Here is a 23142-nt window from a genome sequence, read left to right on the forward strand (position 1 = left end):
CCAGCCTAAGTGATCGACGTGAATACGCCAGCCATCGCCTGCCAGAATCTCTGGCAGGTGTTTGGCCCCGGTGCCGACAAAGCCCTGACCGACGCGCTGTCTCGGTCAGGGAATGACGCCGACAAAGCTGCCACCGATCTGCGTGAACAAGGGTTTATCCCCGCCGTTCAGGACGCCAATTTCGAGGTCAAAGAAGGCGAGCTCTTCGTCATCATGGGCCTTTCGGGCTCGGGTAAATCGACGCTGATCCGCTGCATTTCGCAACTGCTGCCCGGAACGGGCGGTGAAATCCGTGTGGATGGCGAGAACGTCATAGGTGCCTCCAAGAAGGTGCTGACCGATCTGCGCCGCAAAAAGCTGGGCATGGTGTTCCAGCATTTCGGTCTTTTCCCGCATATGACCGTGGCCGAAAATGTGGCTTATCCGCTGCGTGTACAGGGCGTGAGTAAGAAGGAACGAATGGCGCGCGCACAGGAAGTGATCACATTGGTCGGTCTTGAGGGACGCGAAGACAGCTTCCCCCGGCAACTTTCTGGCGGCCAGCGCCAGCGTGTGGGGATCGCACGCAGCCTTGCGGTGAATCCTGACATCTGGTTTCTGGACGAGCCATTTTCGGCCCTCGACCCGTTGATCCGCCGCCAGTTGCAGGATGAGTTCCTGCGCATTCAGGCGACGTTGAAGAAATCCATCGTCTTCATCACTCACGACATCCAAGAGGCGCTGAAACTGGCCGACCGGATCGCCATCATGCGCGATGGCAAGATCGTTCAGATCGGCACTCCCACGGATATCGTACTGCGCCCGGTGGACGACTACGTGCGCGAATTCTCGAAGGATGTGGCCAAAGGCCAGCACGCGAAAGTCGCCTCTGTCATGCGCGAAGATGAGGAGCGTGGTCCGGATGATCCGGGCCTGACCACATCAATGACACTGGATGCAGCGCTTGCACATTGCATGAAGCTTTATGAGCCCGTGCCCGTCCGCGATGTAGACGGCAATATTGTCGGCACGGTGCATCCGTCCGATCTGGCTGCAGCTTTGCAGGTGGATGAAGCATGACTGCGGTGACGGACCTGCCTGTACCACAGGCGCGCTTGACCGCAGGGGCGCAGGCTGCGCTGATCACCGTGATTGTTGGCGCGGTTTGCCTCGCGCTTGAGGGCGTGGCCCCCTGGCTGGTCAAATGGCCCACCGCGTGGGAATTGCCTGCAACCCAATGGGTCGGGGCGTTTCTGGACTGGTTTTTGAATGGCATCAAACCGGCCATGCGGCTGTTCTCGGATCTGATGACCTATCCGATGGATGCAGCCAACTACGCGCTGGGCAACACGCCTTGGCCAATCCTCATCGGTATCGTTACCGCCTTGGGCTGGTATCTGGGCGGTTTGCCGATGGCGGCGTTGGGCTTTATTGGCCTCAGCTTCGTGCTGGCCTCGGGCTATTGGGCTGAAAGCATGAATACGCTGGCCCTTGTTGCCGTATCTGTCCCTGTGGCGCTGATCATGGGCGGCGCGATCGGCATCCTCGCCAATGAGGTGCCCCGGGTGAAGGTGTTCGTGCAGGCAGTGCTGGACATCATGCAAACAGTGCCGACATTCGCCTATCTGACGCCGCTGCTGCTGCTCTTTGGCTTTGGCCCGGTGGTTGGCCTGATCGCCTCGGCCATCTACGCAGCCCCGCCCATGGCACGCAACGTGATGCTGGGGCTGGAACGGGTGGAGTCCGAGATCAAAGAGGCCGCCATAATGTCCGGCGGGACCCGTTTCCAACAGCTGTTTCAAGTCGAAATCCCGGCGGCCACGACGCAAATCATGGTCGGCGTGAACCAATGCCTGATGGCCGCCTTGTCGATGGTCATCATCGCTGCCGTCATCGGTGGCTTCAACGATATCGGCTGGGAGGTCCTGCTGACCATGCGCAAGGCGCAATTCGGTGAGTCCCTGATGGCCGGTCTGGTCATCGTTGTCTTTGCCGTTGTGATCGACCGGATGAGCGGCACTTTGGCGACTGAACGCAAACGCTATGACAAGCGCGTCGTTTGGGCGGTGCTGGGCTTTGCGGTTCTGTTCACTGCGGCCTTCTGGGCCTGGCTGCCGAACCCGTCTGACCTGACCGTTCTGGACCCGATGGCTGGCGCGATTGACAGCAGCCTGACTGCGTTCACGCAGGCCAACGGGCCGTGGTTGGATGCGCTCAAGAACAACTCACTCTTCTATGTATTGTTACCTCTGCGGATCGGTTTGGATCAGGCGGTTCTGCCGTTCACATGGGGGTTCCAGTGGACCCCGAGCATGAGCTGGGGCTTGTTCGCCGCCGGTACGGTTGTTGCTCTGCTGATGGCGTGGCGTGGACATCTGACCGGCGGGTTGGTGGCTTTGATCCTGATCGGAATGCTAGAAACTGGCATTGCCAACCTGCCTTGGCCCTTTGTTCTGACTGGCGCTGCGGCGTTGGGTTGGGTTGCGGGTGGCTGGCGTCTTGCCGCGCTTTCTGTGGGGCTGCTTTGTACCATTCTCGTCTCGGGCTTGTGGGAGAGGGCGCTGCTGTCTCTCTACCTCAGCGGTGCTGCGGTATTCTCTTGCGCTGTACTGGGCGGGTTGATCGGTTTGGCCAGTGCTGTCTGGAAACCAGTCTGGACTATTGTCCGCCCGATTTGCGACATGCTGCAGACGATCCCGCTGTTCGTGTTCCTGATCCCGGTGTTGATGGTCTTCCAGATCGGCGAGTTCTCGGCCTTCCTTGCGATTTGTGCCTATGCGATCGTCCCGATGATCCGCTACACGCGGCACGGGCTGGTCAACACACCCGAGGAAATGATGGAGGCCGCCATTTCCAGCGGCGCGACCGAGTGGCAGATCATGCGTGACGTGCGTGCGCCCTATGCTGCTCCGACCATCCTGCTGGGGTTGAACCAGACCATCCTCTATGCCTTCGCGATGCTGGTGATCGCAGCGCTGATCGGCACCACCGGTCTGGGCCAGTCAATTTATCTGGCGCTGGGTCAGGCGGATGTCGGGCTTGGTATCTCGGCAGGGGCCGCCATGGCCATACTGGCTCTGATCGCCGATCGCATGGTGCAGGGCTTTGCCGAGGAACGTCGCAAAGCGCTGGGCCTTTAAGGCAGGGCAGGGGCGGGCAACCGCCCCAAACCCTACTTGATTTCGGACAAAGACCTGTGCCTCTGGCTGACCTAAGCCCGTGGCAACATGTTCGGAGGTTAACATGACCGGTTGGGGCCTATTCCTCGCGGCACTTGCCGCTTTCCTGCTGACCCATATGATCCCGGCGCGCCCCGCAGTGCGTGGCTGGTTGATCGGCACGCTTGGCCGTACGGGATATTTCGCCGCTTATTCACTGGTATCTCTGGCGGTTTTGGGCTGGCTGATCATCGCCGCTGCTAATGCGCCCTATGTTGAGGTGATCCCGCCGCTTATCCTTTTTCGCTGGCTACCTGTGCTGATCATGCCCGTCGTTTGCTGGTTGGCCATAGCAGGCCTGTCGATCCAAAACCCGTTTTCATTTGGCGGGCTGGGGCACCAACCTTTCGACCCAGCAAACCCCGGTATTCTGCGCACCACACGCCATCCGATCCTTTTGGCACTGCTGCTGTGGGCTGTCGCCCACCTGCTGGCAAATGGCAGCCTGTCGCATGTTATCTTGTTTGGCTTGTTCGCGGGTTTCGCTGGGATGGGCATGGTGCTGATCGACCGTCGTAATGTGCGGGTTATGGGCCCGGAATGGCACCGCCTGTCCCGCAACACAGCGCGCCTGTCCCTGCGTGCGCCGCTCCCTTGGCCACGCCCTTGGGTTTGGCTGACGGCCATCGCCACATATGCGGTGGTTTTTCATCTGCACGAAGCTGTGATCGGACTTTCTCCGCTGCCCTAACGCACAAGAGTGGCCGAACTGCCCGGCCCGTGCTATCTGATCCATCACCATTCGAAATCTTGAGGTCTAAAATGCATCTGGCCTATGTCACAACCACCGATCGCGGCGCGACAGACCGCCTGCTCAGCGCCTTTGCCGAGGCTTTGACAGACGCGGGGACGCCGTTGGCCGGTGTGGTGCAAACCAACACCGAATGTGCCGACGGGTATAAGTGCGATATGGACCTGAAGGTGCTGCCCACCGGTGAAACCATTCGCATCTCACAATCACTTGGCAAGAACGCACGCGGCTGCCGTCTGGACCCGGCCGAACTTGAGCGGGCGGTGGGGTTGGTGACCCAGTCGCTGAACAATGCTCCGCGATTGCTGATCATCAACAAGTTCGGCAAGCACGAAGCCGATGGGCGTGGATTTCGCCCAATTATCGCGGACGCGTTAGAGCGCGGGATTCCAGTGTTGGTGGGTCTCAACCAGTTGAATATCGAACGGTTTCAGGAATTCGCCGACGGCATGGCCGACGCACTTGAACCGGACATCGATCGCTTGACGGATTGGCTTGGTAGCCTCAGCCAAATTGAAACGCAGCAGACCGCCTGATTACCCGAAACTGGTCGCTGTACCGAATGCCCTTCGAGGCCTACACGAGAACGTGAAAAAAACTGGACATGACCCGTTGCATCGGGTCTAGCTTCGGCCAGGGAAGCAATCCGGCCGTCTGAAAGCGTAAAGACACGCCGGTTTATTCGGGGCGTATCATGAGCCATCCCCTGACAGGTTCGTACCCTTCGCCATCCAATGATTCCGGTCGGATCGGGTCGTTGGTGGAAACCGACACATTTTGGCTTTGGCTGTTCGGCGGCTATTTCATACTGCACGTCGGCGTGCGGCTTGCAACCGGCGGAGCGCTGGGTCTGGATGAAGCCGAGATCCTGCTGGATGCCCGCGAATTGAGCTGGGGATACGGACCGCAACTGCCGCTTTACGTCTGGCTGCAATGGCTGGTTTTTCAGATCACGGGCCCTGGGTTGCTTGGGCTGTCATTGCTGAAGAACGGAATATTGCTGGCGACGGTAACTGCGCTTTATCTGACAATTCGAACCAGACAAAATCCGGTAGTTGCGGGGATTTCGATCCTGTCCTTGTTGATGCTTTATCAGTTCAGCTGGGAATCACAGCGCGCCTTGACGCATACGGTGCTCGCCAATCTATGCTCGGTCCTGAGTTTCGCGGTGATCTGGGGCCTGATCCGAAACCCCACGACAAGGGGGTATGTTCTGCTCGGGGTGGTTATGGCGGCAGGCGGGCTATCCAAATACAACTATTCCATCGCGCTAATCGCCATACTTCTCGCAGCCCTTAGCTACCCTGAGACGCGTAAACCCTTTTTGTCAGCCCGAATTTTGCTGTCAGCCGGACTCGCAGCCCTGCTGATGTCGACCCCCATGATGTGGATCCTGAACAATCAGGCCATAGCGTTTGAGAGCGTGCGCAAACTCGACATGGCTGATGACGGGCTCACACTGATGACCACCGCGCAGGGCTTGGCCGAGCTTGTCTTGGCTGCCTTGGGGTTCGTGGCGCTGTTGCTGTTGGTCATGGGGTTTCTCTGGCTGGTCCACCGGCGGCAGGCGACGTCAATCGCGGCCGATGATCTTCTACGTTTCATGTTGCGAACCGTGTTTTGGGCATTGGTTCTGATGGGGCTGCTTGTGATCATCAGCGGCACAACCAATGTAAAAGACCGCTGGCTGCAACCATCTTTGCTGTTTGCTGGTCCAGCGATTGTGCTTTGGCTTTCCCCAAAGATTAGACAGTCCGGTATACGCCGATTCAGCCAGATCAGCGCCGGGCTGGCCGTTTTGATCGTCATGGGTATGCTGCATCATAACCTTGCCGGGAACGCCAAGCGGGCCGCCCCATTCGCCGTGCTTACACCACAAATATTAGAACAGACCCCACCCGAAAGCATGATCGTCGCCCATAACTGGCTCGCGGGTAATATGGCCTATCTGGCCCCTGATCGGCCAATTCATAGCGACCGGGATATGAGCCTGACTGGCCCGATTTTGCGGGTTTGGGAGGTGGGCCGGAAGGCCCCCAAAGACATCGACCCGGCCAGTGTTGTGACGTTGACAGCCCCTTATCGATTTGACGACGGCGAAGTGATGTCGCTGTCCTTCGCCCCGGCCATAAAGTAGATTTTCTTATTCTTAAGCTGTGCAGGAAAGCCGCCTAGAGCGTCAGATGCTTAACTACCCGACCAGAAAGTTGCAAAACCGGGTGCTTCGTTACTGCGTTTTGCCCACCTCTGAGCGGGCATTCCTTGGGCGAAACCGCGTGAGATGCTCTCCGTTCAAAGGGTATCCAGTATCACTGATTGGGGCGGAAGTCTTCTGATCCCATCGTCAGGAAAGATCCGGGGCGGCGGCTAAAGAATGACGAATGACAAGCCTGGTATTTATGCAAATCGAACGCCCTTCGGATTTACCTTCAACCATTGCGATCAATTCAAGCGCTGCCTTGCGTCCCATTTCGCGATGTGGAACATGAACGGTGGTCAGGGCCGGGCTTACAATTTCTGCTAATTCGATGTCATCGAAACCGGTTATCGAAACCTGATCGGGGATTTGAATGCTAAGCCTGTGTGCCTCGCGCAGGGCTCCGGCGGCAAGTACATCATTGCCGCAAATCACCGCCGTCGGCCTTGGCCTGACGTCCATGAGCTGCCTAAAGGCGTCGGCACCCTTCTCAATGTCGTATGTCGTTTCAATCAGTGTCAACGCGTCCGCGTCGAGATCGTTATCAGCCATGGCCTGTTTGACGCCCTCGACCCTACTTTGTGCACGGTCATTGCCTTGTGTTTTTCCTGAGATCATTGCGATCCGTCGGTGGCCAACTGAAATCACCCTCTGGGCCAGTTCCCCCATGGCATCCGTGTTGCTGAAACCGACCGAAGGTCGCGGCATCGTTGGATCGTAGGACCACGCAACCAGCGAGGGAATCTGGTGCTGTTCGAGATACTTGTAGATACCTGCGTCCCGCGCAAACCCAATCAGCAGCAACCCGTCCGCGCCACGGGCGACGAGGGCGCGTATCTGTTCTTGCTCGATATCAGGGTCGTAGGCAGAGCTGGACACCAGGAGCGTATATCCACTCTCGCGAAGCTGATCCTGAAACTCCTGCAGCCCGCGCGCAAAGATCGCGTTGTCCATCGTTGGTATTATTGCACCGATCGTAAAGCTTCGATTCGCCGCCATAACGCGGGCTGCGAAATTCGGCGTGTAACCCAACGATTCGACCGCGTGCATAACGCGCTTGCGGGTGGATTCGATCACCTGTTTGGGTGAGTTCAAGCAGCGCGAGACCGTCGCGGTCGAAACACCCGCCGCCTTTGCGACGTCGTTAAGTGTCGGAGCTGAGCGGGTTTTTCCCATGCGGTGCCTGCGGTTTATCTGAAATCCGTCTTATCACAAAAAAGCATATTTGCCATCCATTCATGTAAGCGCTTGCATTATGAATGTAAGCGCTTACAAATATGTTTGAGATAACAAACTGGGATTTTTGTGATGTTTCTCTGGGCCTCCGCCGCCGTATTTGCCGTGTTCTTTGCCAATGTGGCCTTGGGCGCCTTCGGCGGTGGTGGGTTTTTGGGAGATGTCGGCGAGATGCTGGTTCTGTTCGCTGCCTCGATTTTGTTCGTGATGGCCATTCTCAAGCAAGAGGCTGACCACAAAAACAAAAACGGCAGCTGACTGATTTCATGGGAGGAAGACAATGACTAATGGCAAGGATGGCCTCAAATCTGCTGAGCGCCGGAATTTTCTGAAACTGGCCACAACGGGCTCGTTCACTGCGGCACTCGTGGCTGGCGCCGGAGGGATACTGTGGTCATCAGAGGCGGCAGCACAGACCGCCAAGGAAGAAAGCGAGCGCGAAAAAGCCGCCGAGCACGTAATGACTGTTGCCACGGCATACGTCATGGGCGCGTCGCGCAGCTATCCGATCATGCAATTGGATCTGAAAGAAAACATCCAGAACGCGACTAATGGCAAGGTTTACGTCAAATTGGCCCCCGGTGGGCAGTTGGGCGCGGGTGGAGCACTGGTTCAGAAGGTCCAGGGTGGCACCATTCAGGCGGCGCAGCATTCGCTGTCGAATTTCGCCCCCTTTGCGTCAACCGTCGATCTGATCAACATGCCGTATCTTTGCGGCTCGAACCAGCGGTTCACAAACCTTGTGCATTCGGACACATGGAAAAACGAAGTTCATCCCAAGGTCGAGGCCGCCGGGTTCAAGGCCTTGTTCTACGTTGTAATTGACCCGCGTGTTGTCGCCGTGCGGCAGGGTGGAAATGCCATTATGACCCCGTCTGACATGAGCGGTGTGAAATTCCGCGTGCCGGGATCAAAAATGCTACAGCAGTATTATCGGATGGCTGGCGCGAACCCCACTCCGGTTGCCTGGGGTGAGACACCATCGGCGATCAAGCAAGGTGTGGCGGATGCGCTCGACCCGTCGGTTGGCGCGCTTTATGTCTTTGGGTTCAAAGACATTCTTAGCAATGTTACCTTCACGCAGGCGGTTCCTGACAGTCAGGTCTATTCCTGTAACCTTGAATGGTTCAATTCAATGCCAGCCGACGTACAGGACGGAATCATGTGGGGCTCGGAAATGACCAGCCATCAGAATCTGGCCAAAGTTCCTTCGGCTCGGGCCTTTGCAATGGCAGAGCTGAACAAAGCAGGCGTTCAATTCCATTCGCTGTCTGACGATCAACTGGCCGAGTGGCAAGATGCCGGAGGCTACCAGCGCTCGGAATGGGACCCCTTCAAGACCGAACTGGCAGGCTCGATGGAGAATTTCGACAAGCTGGTCGAAGCGGCCGGTACGCAGGGCAAGTACTACGTCAACGACGCGTAACTCAGTTGGGAGAGGGGCAGGACGCCCTTCGCCCTCTTCTCCACATTCAACCAGATGGCGGCGGTCCAGGTGGACCGGCATAGCTTTCGCTGTCAGGGACCGGGGCTGGATATGACCTTATTGCAAAAGATCGACCGCGATGCCGAACGCTGGTTGTTATTGGTGTTCTACGTAATGCTCGTCATTACCATGGCGATCGAGGTGCTGCGGCGCGAGATTTTTGCGTTTTCCTCGATCTGGGGCGAAGAAATTGTTCGCTATTCTTTCATCTACCTCGCATGGATCGGAGCGGCGGCCGCGGTCAAGGAACGCGCCCATATCCGTATCGACGTGCTGATGCACTATATGGGGCAGCGCCCAAAGGCGGTTCTGTATATATTCGGCGATCTGGTGATGCTGGGTGTGGCGGTCATCGCGCTCTACTGGTCCTATGAGGCCGTTCACGTTTCAGCCAAATTCGGTTCGGTCACCGACGGGCTGCGGGTGTCCAAAGCCTGGTTTCTGATGGCAGTTCCAACCGGGTTCGGGCTGATGATCTGGCGCCTGATCCAATCCCTGATGCGCGATTTTAAATCCCTTCGTGACGGTACACCCGTTTTCGAAGGCGACAAGCTGTTTGACTGAGGAGAACGCGAATGCTCTGGAATTCCCTCAATCAAACGGTCGAGCTGGGTTGGGATTTTTATCTGCCCGTCATTCTATTCGTTGGCCTGATCGCATTGGCCGTTCCGGTTTGGGCCGCGATTGGCACCGCTGCAATTGTCATGCTGGTCATGTCTGGCGACCTTCCGTTGAGCGCGATTGGTGAAAGCCTGTTCACCGGCATCGACGCCTTTGCATTGACAGCGGTGCCGCTTTTCATCCTGACCGGAGATGTCCTTGTAAGGACCGGGCTAAGCAAGAAGTTCCTTGATGTCGCAGAGGCGCTAACCTGTTGGACACGCGGCGGTTTCGGATCGGCCACGGTACTTGTCTGCGGAATGTTTGCTGCGATCTCCGGCTCTGACGCGGCGGGCGCGGCAGCGGTGGGGCGGATGACGATCGCGCGGCTCGTGGAAAGTGGATACCCACGACCCTATGCCTGTGCGTTGGTGGCTGCAGGGGCCTGTACCGGTATCCTGATCCCGCCCTCGATCGCATACATCATCATCGGTCTGGTGCTGGGTATCTCAGCCTCGACCCTGTTCCTGGCGGCGCTGATCCCCGGCATTGCGATTTTGGTTTCGATCCTGTTCACAAACATCATCATGAACCGGCTTTATGTCTATGAAACCGGGGGCAACATGGGCCTGGGCGAATGGTTTGGTAACCTTGGTCAGTCCCTGAAATCCGGCTGGTATGCGTTTATTGTACCCGGGATCATTTTCTACGGTATTTTCTCGGGCCGCCTGACCCCGACCGAAGCGGGCGCGACGGCGGTGGTTGTTACCATCGTGATGGGTTTCATTCTGGGCACTTTGAAGTTGTCTGATTTTCCGGCGATGCTGGTCAGTTCGGCCAAGGTGAATGGTGTGATCCTTCCAATCATCGCATTCTCTGCCCCGTTGGCAGAAGCACTGGCAATTATGGGCGTGCCGCAAGGTTTCGTGACGGCGGTCACAGGTCTGACCGATGATCCAATGCTGCTGATATTGCTGATGATCTGTATCCTGATCGCGGCAGGGTGCGTCATGGAAACAACGCCTAACATCGTCATCCTGGCCCCAATCCTGAAGCCATTGGCCGACAATATCGGAATGAATGAGATTCAGTTCTGTATCATGATGATCACCGCGCTGGGCGTCGGATTCATCACACCTCCCTTGGGGTTGAACCTATTTGTTGTCTCCGGCATCACGGGTGAGTCCATCCTCAAGATCGCGGCACGCGCTATTCCATTCGTGCTGACAATGTTGATTGTGGTGCTGTTGATTGCATACTTCCCGCCGATCTCGACCACGCTGCTTCCCGATATCTACAAATAGGATTTTCTGGCAATGACCCGCGAATATCTGAAAAAGGCCGATCTGACCCCCAAGTCAGACGCGTCCGAGACCCACAAAATCGTACAGGACATCCTGAACGACATTGAGGCTGGGGGTGACGCCAAAGCATTGGAATATGCCACAAAGTTCGACAAGTACGAGGGCAGCGTATTGTTGACGCCCGATGAGATCGAGGCTGCTTGCGCCCTCGTGCCTGAAAAGCTAAAGGCCGATATCCGCTTTTCACATAATAACGTGCGTCGATTTGCTGAGCTGCAGAAAAGCACGGTGCACGATGTCGAGATTGAAATATCGCCGGGTTTTACAACGGGTCAGAAAGCGATCCCTGTGGATGCAGCTGGTTGCTACGTGCCGGGCGGGCGATACAGCCATATCGCCAGCGCAATAATGACGGTGACAACTGCCAAGGTCGCGGGTTGCAAACATATTACCGCCTGTTCGCCACCGCATGCCGGTGTAGGGGTTGCACCTGCCATCATCTATGCGGCGCATATTTGCGGTGCGGACAAGATTATGGCGATGGGTGGCGTTCAAGGGGTTGCGGCAATGACCTTTGGTCTGTTCGGGCTGCCCAAGGCGAACATTCTTGTCGGCCCCGGCAATCAGTTTGTCGCCGAAGCGAAACGGATACTGTTTGGCCGCGTTGGTATCGACATGATCGCAGGACCGACAGATAGCCTGATCCTTGCCGACTCAACCGCTGATCCACATATCGTGGCCACCGATTTGGTGAGCCAGGCAGAACACGGCTACAACTCACCGGTTTGGCTGGTGACTGATAACCGTGATCTGGCGGAAGATGTCATGCGGCTGGTGCCTGCCTACATAAACGAATTGCCCGAGGTGAACCGCGAGAATGCTGCTGCAGCTTGGCGTGACTATGCCGAAGTTATCCTGTGCGCGGATCGCGAGGACATGGCAGCCTGTTCTGACGAATACGCGCCCGAGCATCTGACGGTGCAAGCTGAAGATCTGGATTGGTGGCTTGATCAACTAACCTGCTACGGTTCTCTGTTTCTGGGTGAAGAGACCACGGTTTCCTACGGCGACAAAGCGGCGGGTACGAACCACGTGCTGCCAACGTCTCGCGCCGCGAACTATACGGGCGGGTTGTCGGTCCACAAATACATGAAGATCGTGACCTGGCAGCGGGCCACCCGTGAGGGCTCCAAACCGGTGGCAGAGGCCACTGCTCGGATTGCGCGGCTTGAAGGGATGGAGGGCCATGCGCGTGCTGCAGACGTCCGGTTGGCCAAGTATTTCCCGGACGAAATCTTTGATCTGACTGCGAATGGCTGATCCGCGCGAACTGTTTGATCTGAAGGGCCGGACCGCCTGCGTGACCGGCGCCAGTTCAGGGCTGGGAAGACAGGCGGCGATGGCCCTAGCGGCGGCAGGGGCACAGGTGGTGGCCGTTGCACGCCGGGCCGAGGCATTGGAAAGCCTCTGTTCTGAGATTGGTTCAGACGCCGCATATGTGCAGGCGGATGTAGCGGACCCTAGTAGGGCGCAGACGTTGGCAGCTGGGATTTCCCAACCCTTTGGCGCCCCGGATATCGTTGTACATGCTGCTGGATTAAACACCCGGCAGCCAGCGGATGAAGTCACGACTGCGGAATGGGACAAGACGCTGGCGATAAACCTGTCAGCCCCCTTCTTTCTAAGTCAGGCCTTGGTGCCCGCCATGAAGGAACGAGGCTGGGGGCGGATCGTCAACTTTGCTTCGCTTCAGACTTCCCGTGCCTTTCCCGGCGGCATCGCCTATGGGGCGAGCAAGGGAGGGGTCGGCCAACTGACCCGTGCGATGGCAGAGGCCTGGTCTTCGTTCGGTATCACCGCCAATGCGATCGGGCCGGGCTTTTTTCCAACCGAACTGACACAGCCCGTGTTCAGTGACGAGGCGCGCGCAGCTGGCAATGCGGCACAAACCTGTATCGGCCGCAATGGTCGGCTTGAGGATATCGATGGCCCGCTGCTTTTCCTGTGCTCTGAGGCGTCGGTCTATGTAACCGGTCAAATCCTGATGGTGGACGGGGGGTTTACGGCGAAATGAAAGCTTTGGTTTACGAAGGGGTAGAGACGCTTGGCTTCCAAGAGGTGCCCATGGCGGCAGCTCAGGAAGGGGAGCATCTGATCCGCATTCATGCCTCTGGCATCTGCGGATCTGACATGCATGCCTATCTTGGGCACGACGCCCGCCGACCCGCGCCCCTCATCCTTGGGCACGAGGCAGCTGGTGTTATCACTGGTGGTCAGCGTGATGGTCAACGTGTGACCATAAATCCGTTGGTCACTTGCGGCACATGCAATGCCTGTGTTTCGAGGCACGAGAACCTTTGTCCCAACCGCCAGATCATCTCGATGCCCCCGCGCGAGGGGGCTTTTACGCAGTTTGTGGCCATCCCGGATCGCAATATGGTTCTGGTGCCAGATGACGTACCTTTGGAAAAGGCTGCATTGACGGAACCGCTGGCGGTAAGTTGGCATGCCGTGCGGCTTGCGTTGGAAGCGCTATCTCCAGCGATGGACCGTCGCGCTCTGGTCATCGGTGGTGGTGCCATCGGTCTGGCGGCGGCGCTTGCGCTGCGGGCGATGGGGGTGGATGACGTCATCGTTCAGGAACCCAATCCGGCGCGTCGGGCCTTTCTGACAGAGCGCTGCGGCCAGCAGACAATCGACCAGTTTCAGGGCGCGGTGCCTCTGGTCGTGGACGCGGTTGGCAATGCAGCCACTCGCGCGACCGCCTCAGCGGTCACAGCTCCCGGCGGGGTCATTGCGCATGTAGGCCTTGGCGAGGATGCCGGTGGCCTGGATATCCGTCGCATGACGTTGCAGGAGATCACGTTCATCGGCACCTATACCTATACTGCGCAGGATTTTCAGGACACAGCGCGCGCAATCTTCGATGGCCGCCTCGGGCCACTGGATTGGCCCGAGTTGCGCCCTTTGTCTGACGGTGCTACCGCTTTTCAAGACCTGAGATCTGGTTCAGTGGCCGCGCCCAAGATTATCCTTGATCCCTGGGCGTAAGCAGCCTGCCCAAGAAAACGGAGAGCACACATGTACGACAAAGTTCTGGTTCCCATGGCGCTGGACCACGGCGTTTCTGGCACAACCCTTGCTGCCGCAAAGACCTTGTGCAATCCGGGCGGGAAGATCACCGCCCTGCACGTCTATGAGGCGCCACACAGCTCTGTCAGCGCGTATCTGGATAAAGACGCTGTGCATGATGGTTGGGAAAATGCCCGTAAGCGGCTGACCGAGAAAACGGCTGGCCATGACAACGTGGCAGCCGAGATGGTCAAAGGCCGTTCTTACCGTGCCATCCTTGAATATGCAGAAGAACATGGTGTGGATTGCATCGTTGTCGGCTCTCACAAGCCGGGTCTCAGCGACTTTTTTCTTGGGACCACGGCTGCTCGGGTAATCCGTCATGCGCCTTGCGCTGTGCATGTCTGCCGCACCGCCTGAAGATGAACACCGACACTCTAAATCGCGCGCTGCGCTTCAAACAGGACTGATATTCCGGAAATGGATATAGACAAAAAGATAACAGACGATCTGGTTGCGAATGATGTCTCGTTTGTGACTACCGTACCTTGTAAACAACTTGCGGGCGTAATCGAAATGATCGATGCGCGAGACGAGATTTTTCACATCCCTTCGAACAAAGAAGATGAAGGTATGGGCCTGTGTGCTGGGGCGTGGATGGGCGGCAAACGCCCGGCGATCATCATGCAGAACACGGCCATCGGTGTGACGATCAACACTCTGGCGACATTAATTCAGTATTACCGGATGCCGTTGCCCATGTTGATTTCGTATCGGGGTGAGCTGCGTGAACCCATCGCCTGCCAGGTCGAAATGGCAGTCCACACCAAGGCGCTGTTGGCTCAGCTCAATATCCCGACCTATCACTTCCACCATCAATCTGATGTCGAAGAACTGGACGCGATCCTGAAATACACCTTCATGTGCAATAAGCCGGTCGCCATCCTGACCGACGCCAATTTCTGGGGAGGCTACGGCGACCAATGATCCGTTCTGAAATTCTTAAGGAAATCGCTCCGATCCTGCGTGATCAATTGGTTGTCTGCAATATTGGTATTCCCAGCCAGGAACTACACGCCATCGACGACCAGCCCTCCAACTTTTACATGCTGGGAACCATGGGTCTGGCCTCGTCCATTGGGCTGGGGCTGGCATTGTCACAGCCCAAACCTGTGATCGTGATTGATGGTGACGGCTCGATCCTGACCAATCTGGGCACCTTGCCAACCATCGCCAATAATGTGGCCGATAACTACATCCTCTTGATTGTGGACAATGGCTCTTACGGATCGACCGGGGATCAGCCGACTTATGCGGGACAAAAAACCTCGCTATCCAAGATGGCCGAGGCTGCGGGATGTGAGCGGGTTATTGAATGCGCCGCCGAGGATACCGGCCGTGTCCTGCAAGAGGCACTGGATGCAAATCAGATGACCATTATCGTCAGCAAGTGTGAAAGCGGCAATGCCAAGATGCCACCAATCACCATGGACCCCGTAGTCATTCGCGACCGCTTCATGAAGGCCGTTCAGGCCTGATGGCCGCAAGCGCCATTCATTCGGCGGAGGATGCGCGACGCCTTGCCCGCCGCAGGCTGCCGTGGATGGTGTTTGACTATATTGACGGCGCTGCAGGACAAGAAACGGGGGTGGCACGAAATCGTGCCGCCCTGGATGCAATCACGCTGCGCCCGCGCATTCTGCGCGATGTAAGTCAGCGATCGCTGACGTCGCAGATTTTTGGCCTTGATGCAGATCGGCCTTTTGGAATTGCGCCCATGGGGATGTGCAACCTTGCTGCCCCGGGTGCCGATATGATGATGGCGCGGTTGGCGGCGCGCTACCGAGTACCCCATGTCGTATCGACAGTGGCATCAACCTCAATGGAGGAAATCATAGCCGAGGCCGAAGGTAATGCGTGGTTTCAGCTTTATTTCAGCGGAGACGGCACAGGTACATTCAAGCTGGTCGAGCGGGCGAAATTCGCGGGCTATGATGTGTTGGTCCTGACCGTCGATGTGCCCGAAGTTGGCCGCCGCCCGCGCGAGTTGCGCCATGGGTTTAAGATGCCGTTTCGGATCGGCCCGCGCCAGTTCATCGACTTTGCTCTGCACCCTCGATGGTCCTTGAACACCTTGTTCAAGGGCAAGCCGACGATGGCGAATTTCGAGATGGAGGGCTATGAATTCGATCGGACCGAAAGTCGTGCGCGCGCCACTTGGGATACGCTGGCACAGCTGCGCGATGCGTGGCCCGGCAAGCTGGTAGTAAAAGGCGTACTGGATGTTGAAGACGCTCGCGCGTTGATGTCAGCAGGTGTCGACGCAATAGAAGTCTCCAGCCACGGCGCGCGGCAGCTGGAATCCGCTCCGGCACCGATTGAAATACTTGCAAAAATCCGCGCTGAGCTCGGGCCAGATTTCCCCATTTTTTACGATAGCGGCATTCGATCGGGCGAAGATGTTCTCAAAGCTCTTTTGGTAGGGGCAGATTTCGTCTTTGTCGGAAGAATCCTGCAATACGCCATAGCGGCGGCTGGCGAGGCGGGTCTAAATCAACTCTGGGACGTTCTAAGCCAGGAGTTGAGTGCCGCCATGGCACAGACCGGGCAAACAACACTGAGCGGCGAAAGTTGGCGCAGGTAGTGTAAGTCTCGTCTGGCAGGCGAGCGCGATTTTATGTGTATCTAACAACGTTCTGATTGTTGCTGCCAAAGATGAATGCCACCATTTGGGGCGATGCAGTTAAGGCTTTGCAATCGTATGAGAATTTGCTGTCAATGGTAGCCCGTAGGGGAATCGAACCCCTCTTTCCAGGTTGAAAACCTGGCGTCCTAACCGATAGACGAACGGGCCACTTGGTCCAGACAAGCAAAGTGGTAGCCCGTAGGGGAATCGAACCCCTCTTTCCAGGTTGAAAACCTGGCGTCCTAACCGATAGACGAACGGGCCACGCTGGCTTGTGGAGGGCCTTTTACGGTTTACCTTCCCCCCCCGCAAGACGAAAAGCGCAGGGATGCGAAACTTTTTTGGCCATTTCAGAGGCATGTCGAAACAAGCGTCAGACGGCCTCTGCCGCGTCCTCCAGCCGCAGTTGCACGCTCTGCCGCCCGCCCCATGAATTGACCTCAAGCCGGCCAGCAAAATGGAACCGAGCACCTCCGTGATTGGACAGACGATCACCCAAGGGTCCATCGAATGCGCCAAAGGCGATGGCGTCCAACCCACCGGACATTCCGTCGGACAGGGACAGTTTCAGATGCGTCTCGCCCACGCGCTTGGCAAAGCGCACCTGCAGATCAGGCAGGGCATAGCGTGGGGCAGGGGCTCCGGCCCCAAAAGGGCCCGCCTTTTCAATCTGCTCGATCAGGTCGACGGTGGCTGCACCCGGCATCAGCGTCCCGTCCAACCTTAGATCGGCAGGGCCACCTTGTCCTGCGCCCTGCTTGGCCAGCAGCTCCGACAGGCGGGCCATTGCTGGCTCCAATTGATCGCGCATCACCGTCAGACCAGCTGCCATCTTGTGGCCGCCGCCCTTGACCAGCAGCCCCTCGGTCGCAAGGCGCTGGATCGACGCGCCCAGATCGACGCCAGAGATCGACCGGCCCGAACCTTTGCCCTCATCCCCGTCAAAGCCGATCACGATAGCAGGGCGGTTTGCGGTCTCTTTCAGTCGTGATGCGACGATGCCAACGACACCGGGGTGCCAACCGTCATCTGCGGCCCAGACCAGCGGTGCGTCCAACCCGCGTTCCTCGGCTTGCGCCATGGCAGCTGCGCGTACCGCACTCTCGATCTCGCGTCGTTCCGAGTTCAGGGTATCCAGCCGTTCAGACAAAGCTTGGGCTTCGGTGACGGAATCCGTGCTCAACAACCGCGCGCCCAGATCGGCCTGCCCAATACGCCCGCCGGCATTCACGCGTGGTCCCAGCAGAAACCCCAGATGATAGCTGCTGGGCGCGGTATCCATACGTGCGACGTCCGACAACGCGACCAATCCCGGCCTCTGCCTCCGGGTCATCACTTTCAGCCCCTGCCGAACCAGCGCCCGGTTGGCGTCAATCAGCGGCGCGACATCCGCCACCGTGGCCAACGCCACCAGATCCAGCATCGCCATCAGATCTGGCCCCTTGGCTCCGGCGTCGCGCAGTTGACGGCCCGCTTCGACCAGCATCAGGAACACGACCGCAGCGGCGCAGAGATACCCCAGATCACCGCTTTCATCCTGTCGGTTCGGATTCACCACAGCCACACAATCGGGCAGGGTTTCCCCGCCAAGGTGATGATCCAGAACGATCACATCGGCACCTTTCGCCGCCGCGATCGGATCGTGGCTGAGCGTCCCGCAATCCACGCAAATGATCAGATCATGATTGGCTGCCAATTCCTGCATGGCAGGCACATTCGGCCCATATCCCTCATCGATCCGGTCGGGCACATACAGCGTTGCGGCAAGCCCCATCTGGCGCAGCCAGACCAGCAACAACGCAGCCGAGCTGCCCCCGTCCACATCATAATCGGCAAACACCGCGATCTTTTGCCGCTTCCGCACGGCCTCCAGAAATCGGGCTGCGGCGCGCTCGGTATCTTTCATGAGGCGTGGGTCGGGCAACAATTCCTTCAGCTTGGGTTCCAAAAACCCAGGTGCCTCCATAACCGGAACACCGCGCCGTGCCAGCACCTGACAGACGGCGCGCGGCAGGTCGGTCTGTTGCGCCATCATCTCAGCCGCCCGCTCGATCTCGACCCCCGGCCCGACCCAGCGCCGTCCTGTCAACGATTGCTCAACACCCAGAAACGCCACATCTCACCTCATGCACCAAGGCCGAACCCTGGCGGATCCGGCCCTTCTTCTTGTTGAAAATACGGTCGCCGAAGGCAGCGGCGCAAGCCGCTATCTTTACGTATGCGACCACATTGGCGTGCGATAAGACATGCGACGGACCGAACCGGTCTTGGACCGCATCAGCAGCGTCGTTGTCTCTACCCAACCCGGCTCACGCTTGATGCGCGGCAGCAGAGAGCCTCCGGTCACGCCCGTCGCGGCAAAGATCACATCCGCCGTTACCATCTCATCACGCGTGTAAACCCGGTCAAGATCGGTGATGCCTGCCTTGGCCGCGCGACCACGCTCGTCATCATTACGGAACAACAGACGACCAAAGATCTGCCCCCCCATGCATTTCAGAGCGGCAGCAGCCAGCACACCCTCGGGCGCGCCGCCTTGACCCATATACATGTCGATGCCGGTCACTTCGCTTTCAGCGCAATGCATTACACCGGCCACGTCACCATCCGTGATCAGGCGGATCGATGCACCTGTGTCCCGCACCTCGGCGATCATTGCCTCATGACGCGGACGTTCAAGGATACACACGGTGATATCGGCAGGCGCGCAGCCTTTGGCCTTGGCCAGTGCCTCGACACGTTCGCGCGGGCTCATGTCCAGATTGACGACGTTGTCGGGATAGCCCGGCCCGACAGCCAGTTTGTCCATATACACATCTGGCGCGTGAAGCATCGAACCACGAGGCCCCATTGCAATCACGGTCAGTGCGTTTGGCATATCCTTGGCGGTCAGCGTTGTGCCTTCCAGCGGGTCCAGAGCGATGTCCACGCCCGGGCCGTCACCCGTGCCGACCTCTTCCCCGATGTAAAGCATTGGCGCTTCGTCGCGTTCACCTTCACCGATGACGACGACGCCCGCGATATCCAGCAGGTTCAATTGCTCGCGCATGGCGTTCACGGCAGCCTGATCGGCAGCTTTTTCGTCGCCTCGCCCAACCAATGAGGCAGACGCCAGCGCGGCCTGTTCCGCCACTCGCGCAAGGCCCAGAGACAGCAGGCGGTCGTTAAAGTCGATCTTGGCAGCACTCATGTGTTCGTATCCTCAGGTCAATAAAGCCGTGACTTCCGGCATAGCTTGCGTTTCATGCAGGCCGCAAGCTCAAACCTCTTCAATGCGTAGGGCGACCGGGGTGCCCGCGATGACGTCAGTGTCGCGCAGACCATCCAAAGCGACATCCAGCGTTGCGCGTGTGGTCTTGTGGGTGACGATCAAAACCGGGGCCGTACTTTCGGCATGGCCATATTGGCGCATCCGGTCGATTGAGACGCCAGCATCGCCCAGAATGGCTGCGACTTTGGCCAATGCGCCGGGTTTGTCCAGCAGTCCCAGTCGAAGATAATAGGCCGCAGGCAGGCCCGTCACCGCAGGCTGCGCCTCATCCAGAGAAGTCGCAGGGCGTCCGAAGGTCGGAATGTGAAGGCCCCGTGCCAGATCGCAGACATCGCCCAGCACCGCGCTTGCAGTCGGACCTTCGCCTGCACCCGGGCCACGCAGAACGATCTGTTCGACCGCGTCGCCATCCAGCACGACCATATTGGTTCCGCCTTCTAATTGACCCAAGGGTGAGTCATTGGGTACCAGACACGGCTGCATCCGCTGCTCAAGCCCACGCGCCGTGCGTTGCGCCACGCCTAGCAGCTTGATCCGATAGCCCATGTCATGGGCCTGATGGATATCATCAAGGCTGATGTGTTGAATGCCTTCGATTTCGATCCCGTCAAAGTTCGGCTTGGTGCCAAACGCGATCGAAGACAGCAAGGCCAGTTTGTGTGCCGCGTCAATGCCGCCCACGTCCAGATTTGGATCGGCTTCAAGATATCCAAGCTGCGCGCATTCATCGAACAGGGCGTTGTAGCCCAGCTCCTGCGACTGCATCCGGGTCAGGATATAATTGCAGGTGCCGTTCATCACGCCCATGACGCGCGTGATTTCATTGCCAGCCAGGCCCTCGGTCAATGATTTGATCACTGGAATGCCACCAGCAACGGCGGCCTCGAACCGGATCACGCGACCTGTGGCCTCGGCCTTTTCCGCCAGTTCCTGACCATGGATCGCCAGCAGTGCCTTGTTTGCAGTGACGACATCCTTGCCACTGGCCAACGCGGCCTCGACCGAGGCTTTGGCCGGGCCGTTTTCGCCCCCCATCAACTCGACAAATACATCGATGTCATCGCGTTTCGCCAAGGCGACCGGGTCGGTCTCCCACGCATAATCTGACAGGTTCACACCGCGATCTTTGCTCGCGTCTCGGGCCGAGACGGCAGTGATTTCAATGCGGCGCCCAGTGCGGGCCTGCAACATCTCGGCATGGCGGCGCACGATCTTGACCACGCCCACGCCAACGGTTCCCAACCCGGCAATTCCAAGCCTCAGCGCCTGTGTCATTCCCTTGGGTCCTTTCTGCTCGCAATACCGCCCGCGATGGCGAAGTGTCCTTTGCGGGCTGCCTTAGCGGGTTCAGGGCAGGGGTGCAATCCGTCTAAGCTGACAGAGTCGGTGGCATGACTGAAATCCTAGTTGATCTCGGCATTTTGCAGCGCCTCAGCTTTTTTTGCCAATGCCTCGCTGCGTGCTGTCAGATCCTCTTCAACCTCTGCCGCCTCACTGATCGGATCGGTCGGGGGGCCAAGGGCGGGGCCCAGAGCGACGAGCTTGGGATAGGGGGCTTTACGCAACGCGGCAGTTTCGCTGCCTTCCAGCTCGGGGATATTGGCGCAGCCAGCTGTGGCCAGCACAAAGAGTATCGGCGGCAAAAGCTTCATCGCGGTCCTTCGGATTGCAGCGTGTGTCCCGTGATGCACGTTTTGCCGGATTGGTTCAAGCGGGCTTCTATCTGAACGCCTGTTCATATACCATCGGCGCATGGCGCGTACTCAAGGCTCTCATTCCGACATCACCGGCCCCCGCATTCGTGAGGCCGCACTGGGGTTGTTTGCACGTCACGGCTTTGCGGCTGTCTCGATGCGTCAGATCGCAGGTGAGGTGGGGGTACAGGCCGGGGCACTCTATAATTACACCCCCGACAAACAGAGCCTACTGTTTCGTTTGATGCAGGATCACATGCAGGACCTGCTGACCGCGTACGACGATCTTGACCGGTTCGACGATCCGAAAAAGGCGCTTTGCCAATTTGTCGGGTTCCACATCCGCTTTCACTTGCAACGCCCGGACGAGGTGTTCATCGCCTATATGGAACTGCGCAACCTGACGCCTGAGAATTTCGCAGACATCGAGGCCCTTCGCCGCCGCTATGAGGATTCACTGGAAAGTATTCTGCGTAAAGGTCAAGAATCGGGCCAGTTTTCGGTCGCTGATACCAAAATCGCCACCTTGGCGGTGATTGCCATGCTGAACGGCGTGATCACCTGGTACCGTAGTGGTGGACGGTTGTCGCTGGATGAAGTTGAGCAAGTGTATTGGGATATGGTGCGCAAGGCAGTCACTGCGTGAGCGGCCCCTAGTGGGCCGGGCGAATGAAGGTACCGTTTCGCAATTCCCGTAACGCTTGCTGCAATTCGGTCTGTGTGTTCATAACGATCGGCCCGTGCCATGCGACAGGTTCGTTGATTGGCGCGCCCGATATCAAAAGTAACCGCACACCTTCGGGTCCGGCCTGAACCGTGATTTCGTCTCCTGTTCCGAACCGAACCAGCGTCCTGTCGCCTGACATGTCGCGAATGTTGACCTCTTGTCCGGCGACTTCCTTCTCCAGAAGAACGCCGGTTGGGCGCGACGCATCTGCAAAGGCAGCATTACCCTCAAAGATATAGGCGAACGCACGGCGGTAAGTATCTATCGCAAAAGTCTTTTTCACGCCCGCGGGTATGCTGATATCCAGATATTGCGGATCCGCGGCGATACCGTCGACGGGACCTGTCCGGCCCCAGAACTTGCCAACGATCACGCGAACAGATGTGCCATCATCATCGATGATCTCTGGAATATCGGTGCTTTGTACATCCTGATAGCGCGGTGTTGTCATCTTCTGATCCGACGGAAGATTGCCCCACAGTTGGAAGCCATGCATCTGACCGTTGGCCGATCCTTTGGGCATTTCCTGATGCAAAATACCTGACCCGGCCGTCATCCACTGTACGTCACCGGCACCCAAAGTGCCGCTATTGCCCAGCGAGTCACTGTGTTCTACCGCGCCGGACAGGACATATGTAATCGTTTCGATGCCACGATGGGGATGCCACGGGAACCCGGCCAGAAAATCCTGCGGATTGTCGTTGCGAAAATCGTCAAACAGCAGATACGGATCCAGTTCTGATGGGTCCTGGAATCCGAAGGCACGATGTAGCCGGACGCCCGCACCTTCCATTGTTGGAACGGCTTTACGCTTTTCAAGGATTGGTCTCAGGGACATGGTGGCCTCCGGATTACTTGATCGCAACTTAAGTGCTGACCACATGAAATCAATTTGCACAGGCACACGGTTCCTGTGCGAAA

Annotated in this window: 23 protein-coding genes and 2 tRNA genes; 17 read left to right on the forward strand and 8 right to left on the reverse strand. The window is 57.9% G+C overall.

The window, feature by feature from the left end; genetic code table 11:
- The first annotated feature begins 9 nt into the window (after positions 1–9).
- The 5 genes from Q1B46_RS02525 (at position 10) to Q1B46_RS02545 (ending at position 6085) form a co-directional block, all read left to right on the forward strand.
- Positions 10–1059: a betaine/proline/choline family ABC transporter ATP-binding protein gene (locus tag Q1B46_RS02525; RefSeq protein ID WP_299944400.1), complete on the forward strand. Its 1050-nt coding sequence runs from the start codon at positions 10–12 to the stop codon at positions 1057–1059.
- Positions 1056–3119 carry an ABC transporter permease subunit gene (locus Q1B46_RS02530; protein WP_299944402.1) on the forward strand — a complete coding sequence of 688 codons (2064 nt, stop codon included), beginning with the start codon at positions 1056–1058 and terminating at the stop codon, positions 3117–3119. The genes Q1B46_RS02525 and Q1B46_RS02530 overlap by 4 nt, the downstream gene beginning before the upstream one ends.
- Before the next feature lie 103 nt (positions 3120–3222).
- Complete coding sequence (locus Q1B46_RS02535; RefSeq protein ID WP_299944404.1) at positions 3223–3888, forward strand: NnrU family protein; 666 nt, start codon at positions 3223–3225, stop codon at positions 3886–3888.
- A 71-nt stretch (positions 3889–3959) separates the two neighbouring features.
- Entirely contained in the window at positions 3960–4484 is a 525-nt protein-coding gene (locus Q1B46_RS02540) for a DUF2478 domain-containing protein (RefSeq protein ID WP_299944405.1), read from the forward strand.
- A 158-nt stretch (positions 4485–4642) separates the two neighbouring features.
- A complete protein-coding gene (locus tag Q1B46_RS02545; RefSeq protein WP_299944406.1) occupies positions 4643–6085 on the forward strand; it encodes a glycosyltransferase family 39 protein in 1443 nt (480 codons plus the stop codon).
- Between the two features lie 207 nt (positions 6086–6292).
- Here Q1B46_RS02545 and Q1B46_RS02550 read toward each other — a convergent pair whose 3' ends face one another.
- Complete coding sequence (locus Q1B46_RS02550) at positions 6293–7321, reverse strand: LacI family DNA-binding transcriptional regulator (protein WP_299944407.1); 1029 nt, start codon at positions 7319–7321, stop codon at positions 6293–6295.
- Positions 7322–7453: 132 nt separating this feature from the next.
- Between Q1B46_RS02550 and Q1B46_RS02555 the strand changes: the two genes are divergently transcribed.
- From Q1B46_RS02555 to Q1B46_RS02605, 11 genes are all read left to right on the forward strand, one after another.
- Positions 7454–7639 carry a hypothetical protein gene (locus Q1B46_RS02555; protein WP_299944409.1) on the forward strand — a complete coding sequence of 62 codons (186 nt, stop codon included), beginning with the start codon at positions 7454–7456 and terminating at the stop codon, positions 7637–7639.
- A 22-nt stretch (positions 7640–7661) separates the two neighbouring features.
- Positions 7662–8807 carry a TRAP transporter substrate-binding protein gene (locus Q1B46_RS02560; protein ID WP_299944411.1) on the forward strand — a complete coding sequence of 382 codons (1146 nt, stop codon included), beginning with the start codon at positions 7662–7664 and terminating at the stop codon, positions 8805–8807.
- Positions 8808–8918: 111 nt separating this feature from the next.
- The gene (locus Q1B46_RS02565) at positions 8919–9431 is read left to right on the forward strand and encodes a TRAP transporter small permease (RefSeq protein WP_299944413.1); all 513 of its coding nucleotides are present in this window, start codon (positions 8919–8921) and stop codon (positions 9429–9431) included.
- Positions 9432–9442: 11 nt separating this feature from the next.
- The gene (locus Q1B46_RS02570; protein WP_299944415.1) at positions 9443–10771 is read left to right on the forward strand and encodes a TRAP transporter large permease; all 1329 of its coding nucleotides are present in this window, start codon (positions 9443–9445) and stop codon (positions 10769–10771) included.
- Between the two features lie 12 nt (positions 10772–10783).
- Positions 10784–12091, forward strand: coding sequence for a histidinol dehydrogenase (gene hisD, locus Q1B46_RS02575; protein ID WP_299944417.1), 1308 nt, complete (start codon positions 10784–10786; stop codon positions 12089–12091).
- Positions 12084–12845: an SDR family oxidoreductase gene (locus tag Q1B46_RS02580; protein WP_299944419.1), complete on the forward strand. Its 762-nt coding sequence runs from the start codon at positions 12084–12086 to the stop codon at positions 12843–12845. Before hisD ends, Q1B46_RS02580 begins: the two co-directional genes overlap by 8 nt.
- A complete protein-coding gene (locus tag Q1B46_RS02585; protein WP_299944421.1) occupies positions 12842–13822 on the forward strand; it encodes an alcohol dehydrogenase catalytic domain-containing protein in 981 nt (326 codons plus the stop codon). Before Q1B46_RS02580 ends, Q1B46_RS02585 begins: the two co-directional genes overlap by 4 nt.
- Positions 13823–13852: 30 nt before the next feature.
- On the forward strand, positions 13853–14263 hold the full coding sequence (locus Q1B46_RS02590) for a universal stress protein (protein WP_299944423.1): 411 nt from the start codon (positions 13853–13855) through the stop codon (positions 14261–14263).
- Between the two features lie 60 nt (positions 14264–14323).
- Positions 14324–14830: a sulfopyruvate decarboxylase subunit alpha gene (comD, locus tag Q1B46_RS02595; RefSeq protein WP_299659627.1), complete on the forward strand. Its 507-nt coding sequence runs from the start codon at positions 14324–14326 to the stop codon at positions 14828–14830.
- Entirely contained in the window at positions 14827–15381 is a 555-nt protein-coding gene (comE, locus tag Q1B46_RS02600; protein WP_299944426.1) for a sulfopyruvate decarboxylase subunit beta, read from the forward strand. The genes comD and comE overlap by 4 nt, the downstream gene beginning before the upstream one ends.
- A complete protein-coding gene (locus Q1B46_RS02605) occupies positions 15381–16487 on the forward strand; it encodes an alpha-hydroxy acid oxidase (protein WP_299944428.1) in 1107 nt (368 codons plus the stop codon). Before comE ends, Q1B46_RS02605 begins: the two co-directional genes overlap by 1 nt.
- Positions 16488–16622: 135 nt before the next feature.
- Here the strand turns inward: Q1B46_RS02605 and Q1B46_RS02610 are convergent.
- The 6 genes from Q1B46_RS02610 to Q1B46_RS02635 all read right to left on the reverse strand — a co-directional run bounded on the left by Q1B46_RS02610 (position 16623) and on the right by Q1B46_RS02635 (position 21452).
- A tRNA-Glu gene (locus Q1B46_RS02610) sits at positions 16623–16697 on the reverse strand.
- Between the two features lie 21 nt (positions 16698–16718).
- Positions 16719–16793, reverse strand: a tRNA-Glu gene (locus tag Q1B46_RS02615).
- Between the two features lie 109 nt (positions 16794–16902).
- The gene (gene recJ / locus Q1B46_RS02620) at positions 16903–18645 is read right to left on the reverse strand and encodes a single-stranded-DNA-specific exonuclease RecJ (RefSeq protein ID WP_299944429.1); all 1743 of its coding nucleotides are present in this window, start codon (positions 18643–18645) and stop codon (positions 16903–16905) included.
- Between the two features lie 96 nt (positions 18646–18741).
- Positions 18742–19719: a class II fructose-bisphosphatase gene (gene glpX, locus Q1B46_RS02625; protein WP_299944431.1), complete on the reverse strand. Its 978-nt coding sequence runs from the start codon at positions 19717–19719 to the stop codon at positions 18742–18744.
- A gap of 69 nt (positions 19720–19788) precedes the next feature.
- Positions 19789–21075, reverse strand: a complete 1287-nt coding sequence (locus Q1B46_RS02630; protein WP_299944433.1) for a homoserine dehydrogenase — start codon at positions 21073–21075, stop codon at positions 19789–19791.
- Between the two features lie 128 nt (positions 21076–21203).
- Complete coding sequence (locus Q1B46_RS02635) at positions 21204–21452, reverse strand: hypothetical protein (protein ID WP_299944435.1); 249 nt, start codon at positions 21450–21452, stop codon at positions 21204–21206.
- A 100-nt stretch (positions 21453–21552) separates the two neighbouring features.
- On the opposite strand from Q1B46_RS02635, the gene Q1B46_RS02640 reads away from it, so the two are divergent.
- On the forward strand, positions 21553–22140 hold the full coding sequence (locus Q1B46_RS02640) for a TetR/AcrR family transcriptional regulator (protein WP_299944437.1): 588 nt from the start codon (positions 21553–21555) through the stop codon (positions 22138–22140).
- Positions 22141–22147: 7 nt separating this feature from the next.
- On the opposite strand, the gene Q1B46_RS02645 is transcribed toward Q1B46_RS02640, so the two are convergent.
- On the reverse strand, positions 22148–23059 hold the full coding sequence (locus Q1B46_RS02645) for a pirin family protein (protein ID WP_299944439.1): 912 nt from the start codon (positions 23057–23059) through the stop codon (positions 22148–22150).
- Between the last annotated feature and the right edge of the window lie 83 nt (positions 23060–23142).

This window comes from uncultured Ruegeria sp. (genome assembly GCF_947500045.1).
Taxonomy (GTDB): Bacteria; Pseudomonadota; Alphaproteobacteria; order Rhodobacterales; family Rhodobacteraceae; genus Ruegeria.

Bases quoted from the DNA above. Each gene is read 5' to 3' on its own strand.
- hisD (WP_299944417.1), top strand. From the start codon at position 10,784: ATGACCCGCGAATATCTGAAAAAGGCCGATCTGACCCCCAAGTCAGAC.
- Q1B46_RS02630 (WP_299944433.1), bottom strand. From the start codon at position 21,075: ATGACACAGGCGCTGAGGCTTGGAATTGCCGGGTTGGGAACCGTTGGC.
- Q1B46_RS02605 (WP_299944428.1), top strand. From the start codon at position 15,381: ATGGCCGCAAGCGCCATTCATTCGGCGGAGGATGCGCGACGCCTTGCC.
- Q1B46_RS02545 (WP_299944406.1), top strand. From the start codon at position 4,643: ATGAGCCATCCCCTGACAGGTTCGTACCCTTCGCCATCCAATGATTCC.
- Q1B46_RS02550 (WP_299944407.1), bottom strand. From the start codon at position 7,321: ATGGGAAAAACCCGCTCAGCTCCGACACTTAACGACGTCGCAAAGGCG.
- Q1B46_RS02635 (WP_299944435.1), bottom strand. From the start codon at position 21,452: ATGAAGCTTTTGCCGCCGATACTCTTTGTGCTGGCCACAGCTGGCTGC.
- comD (WP_299659627.1), top strand. From the start codon at position 14,324: ATGGATATAGACAAAAAGATAACAGACGATCTGGTTGCGAATGATGTC.
- glpX (WP_299944431.1), bottom strand. From the start codon at position 19,719: ATGAGTGCTGCCAAGATCGACTTTAACGACCGCCTGCTGTCTCTGGGC.
- Q1B46_RS02585 (WP_299944421.1), top strand. From the start codon at position 12,842: ATGAAAGCTTTGGTTTACGAAGGGGTAGAGACGCTTGGCTTCCAAGAG.
- Q1B46_RS02530 (WP_299944402.1), top strand. From the start codon at position 1,056: ATGACTGCGGTGACGGACCTGCCTGTACCACAGGCGCGCTTGACCGCA.
- Q1B46_RS02570 (WP_299944415.1), top strand. From the start codon at position 9,443: ATGCTCTGGAATTCCCTCAATCAAACGGTCGAGCTGGGTTGGGATTTT.
- Q1B46_RS02640 (WP_299944437.1), top strand. From the start codon at position 21,553: ATGGCGCGTACTCAAGGCTCTCATTCCGACATCACCGGCCCCCGCATT.
- comE (WP_299944426.1), top strand. From the start codon at position 14,827: ATGATCCGTTCTGAAATTCTTAAGGAAATCGCTCCGATCCTGCGTGAT.
- Q1B46_RS02580 (WP_299944419.1), top strand. From the start codon at position 12,084: ATGGCTGATCCGCGCGAACTGTTTGATCTGAAGGGCCGGACCGCCTGC.
- Q1B46_RS02540 (WP_299944405.1), top strand. From the start codon at position 3,960: ATGCATCTGGCCTATGTCACAACCACCGATCGCGGCGCGACAGACCGC.
- Q1B46_RS02560 (WP_299944411.1), top strand. From the start codon at position 7,662: ATGACTAATGGCAAGGATGGCCTCAAATCTGCTGAGCGCCGGAATTTT.
- Q1B46_RS02555 (WP_299944409.1), top strand. From the start codon at position 7,454: ATGTTTCTCTGGGCCTCCGCCGCCGTATTTGCCGTGTTCTTTGCCAAT.
- Q1B46_RS02565 (WP_299944413.1), top strand. From the start codon at position 8,919: ATGACCTTATTGCAAAAGATCGACCGCGATGCCGAACGCTGGTTGTTA.
- Q1B46_RS02535 (WP_299944404.1), top strand. From the start codon at position 3,223: ATGACCGGTTGGGGCCTATTCCTCGCGGCACTTGCCGCTTTCCTGCTG.
- Q1B46_RS02590 (WP_299944423.1), top strand. From the start codon at position 13,853: ATGTACGACAAAGTTCTGGTTCCCATGGCGCTGGACCACGGCGTTTCT.
- Q1B46_RS02645 (WP_299944439.1), bottom strand. From the start codon at position 23,059: ATGTCCCTGAGACCAATCCTTGAAAAGCGTAAAGCCGTTCCAACAATG.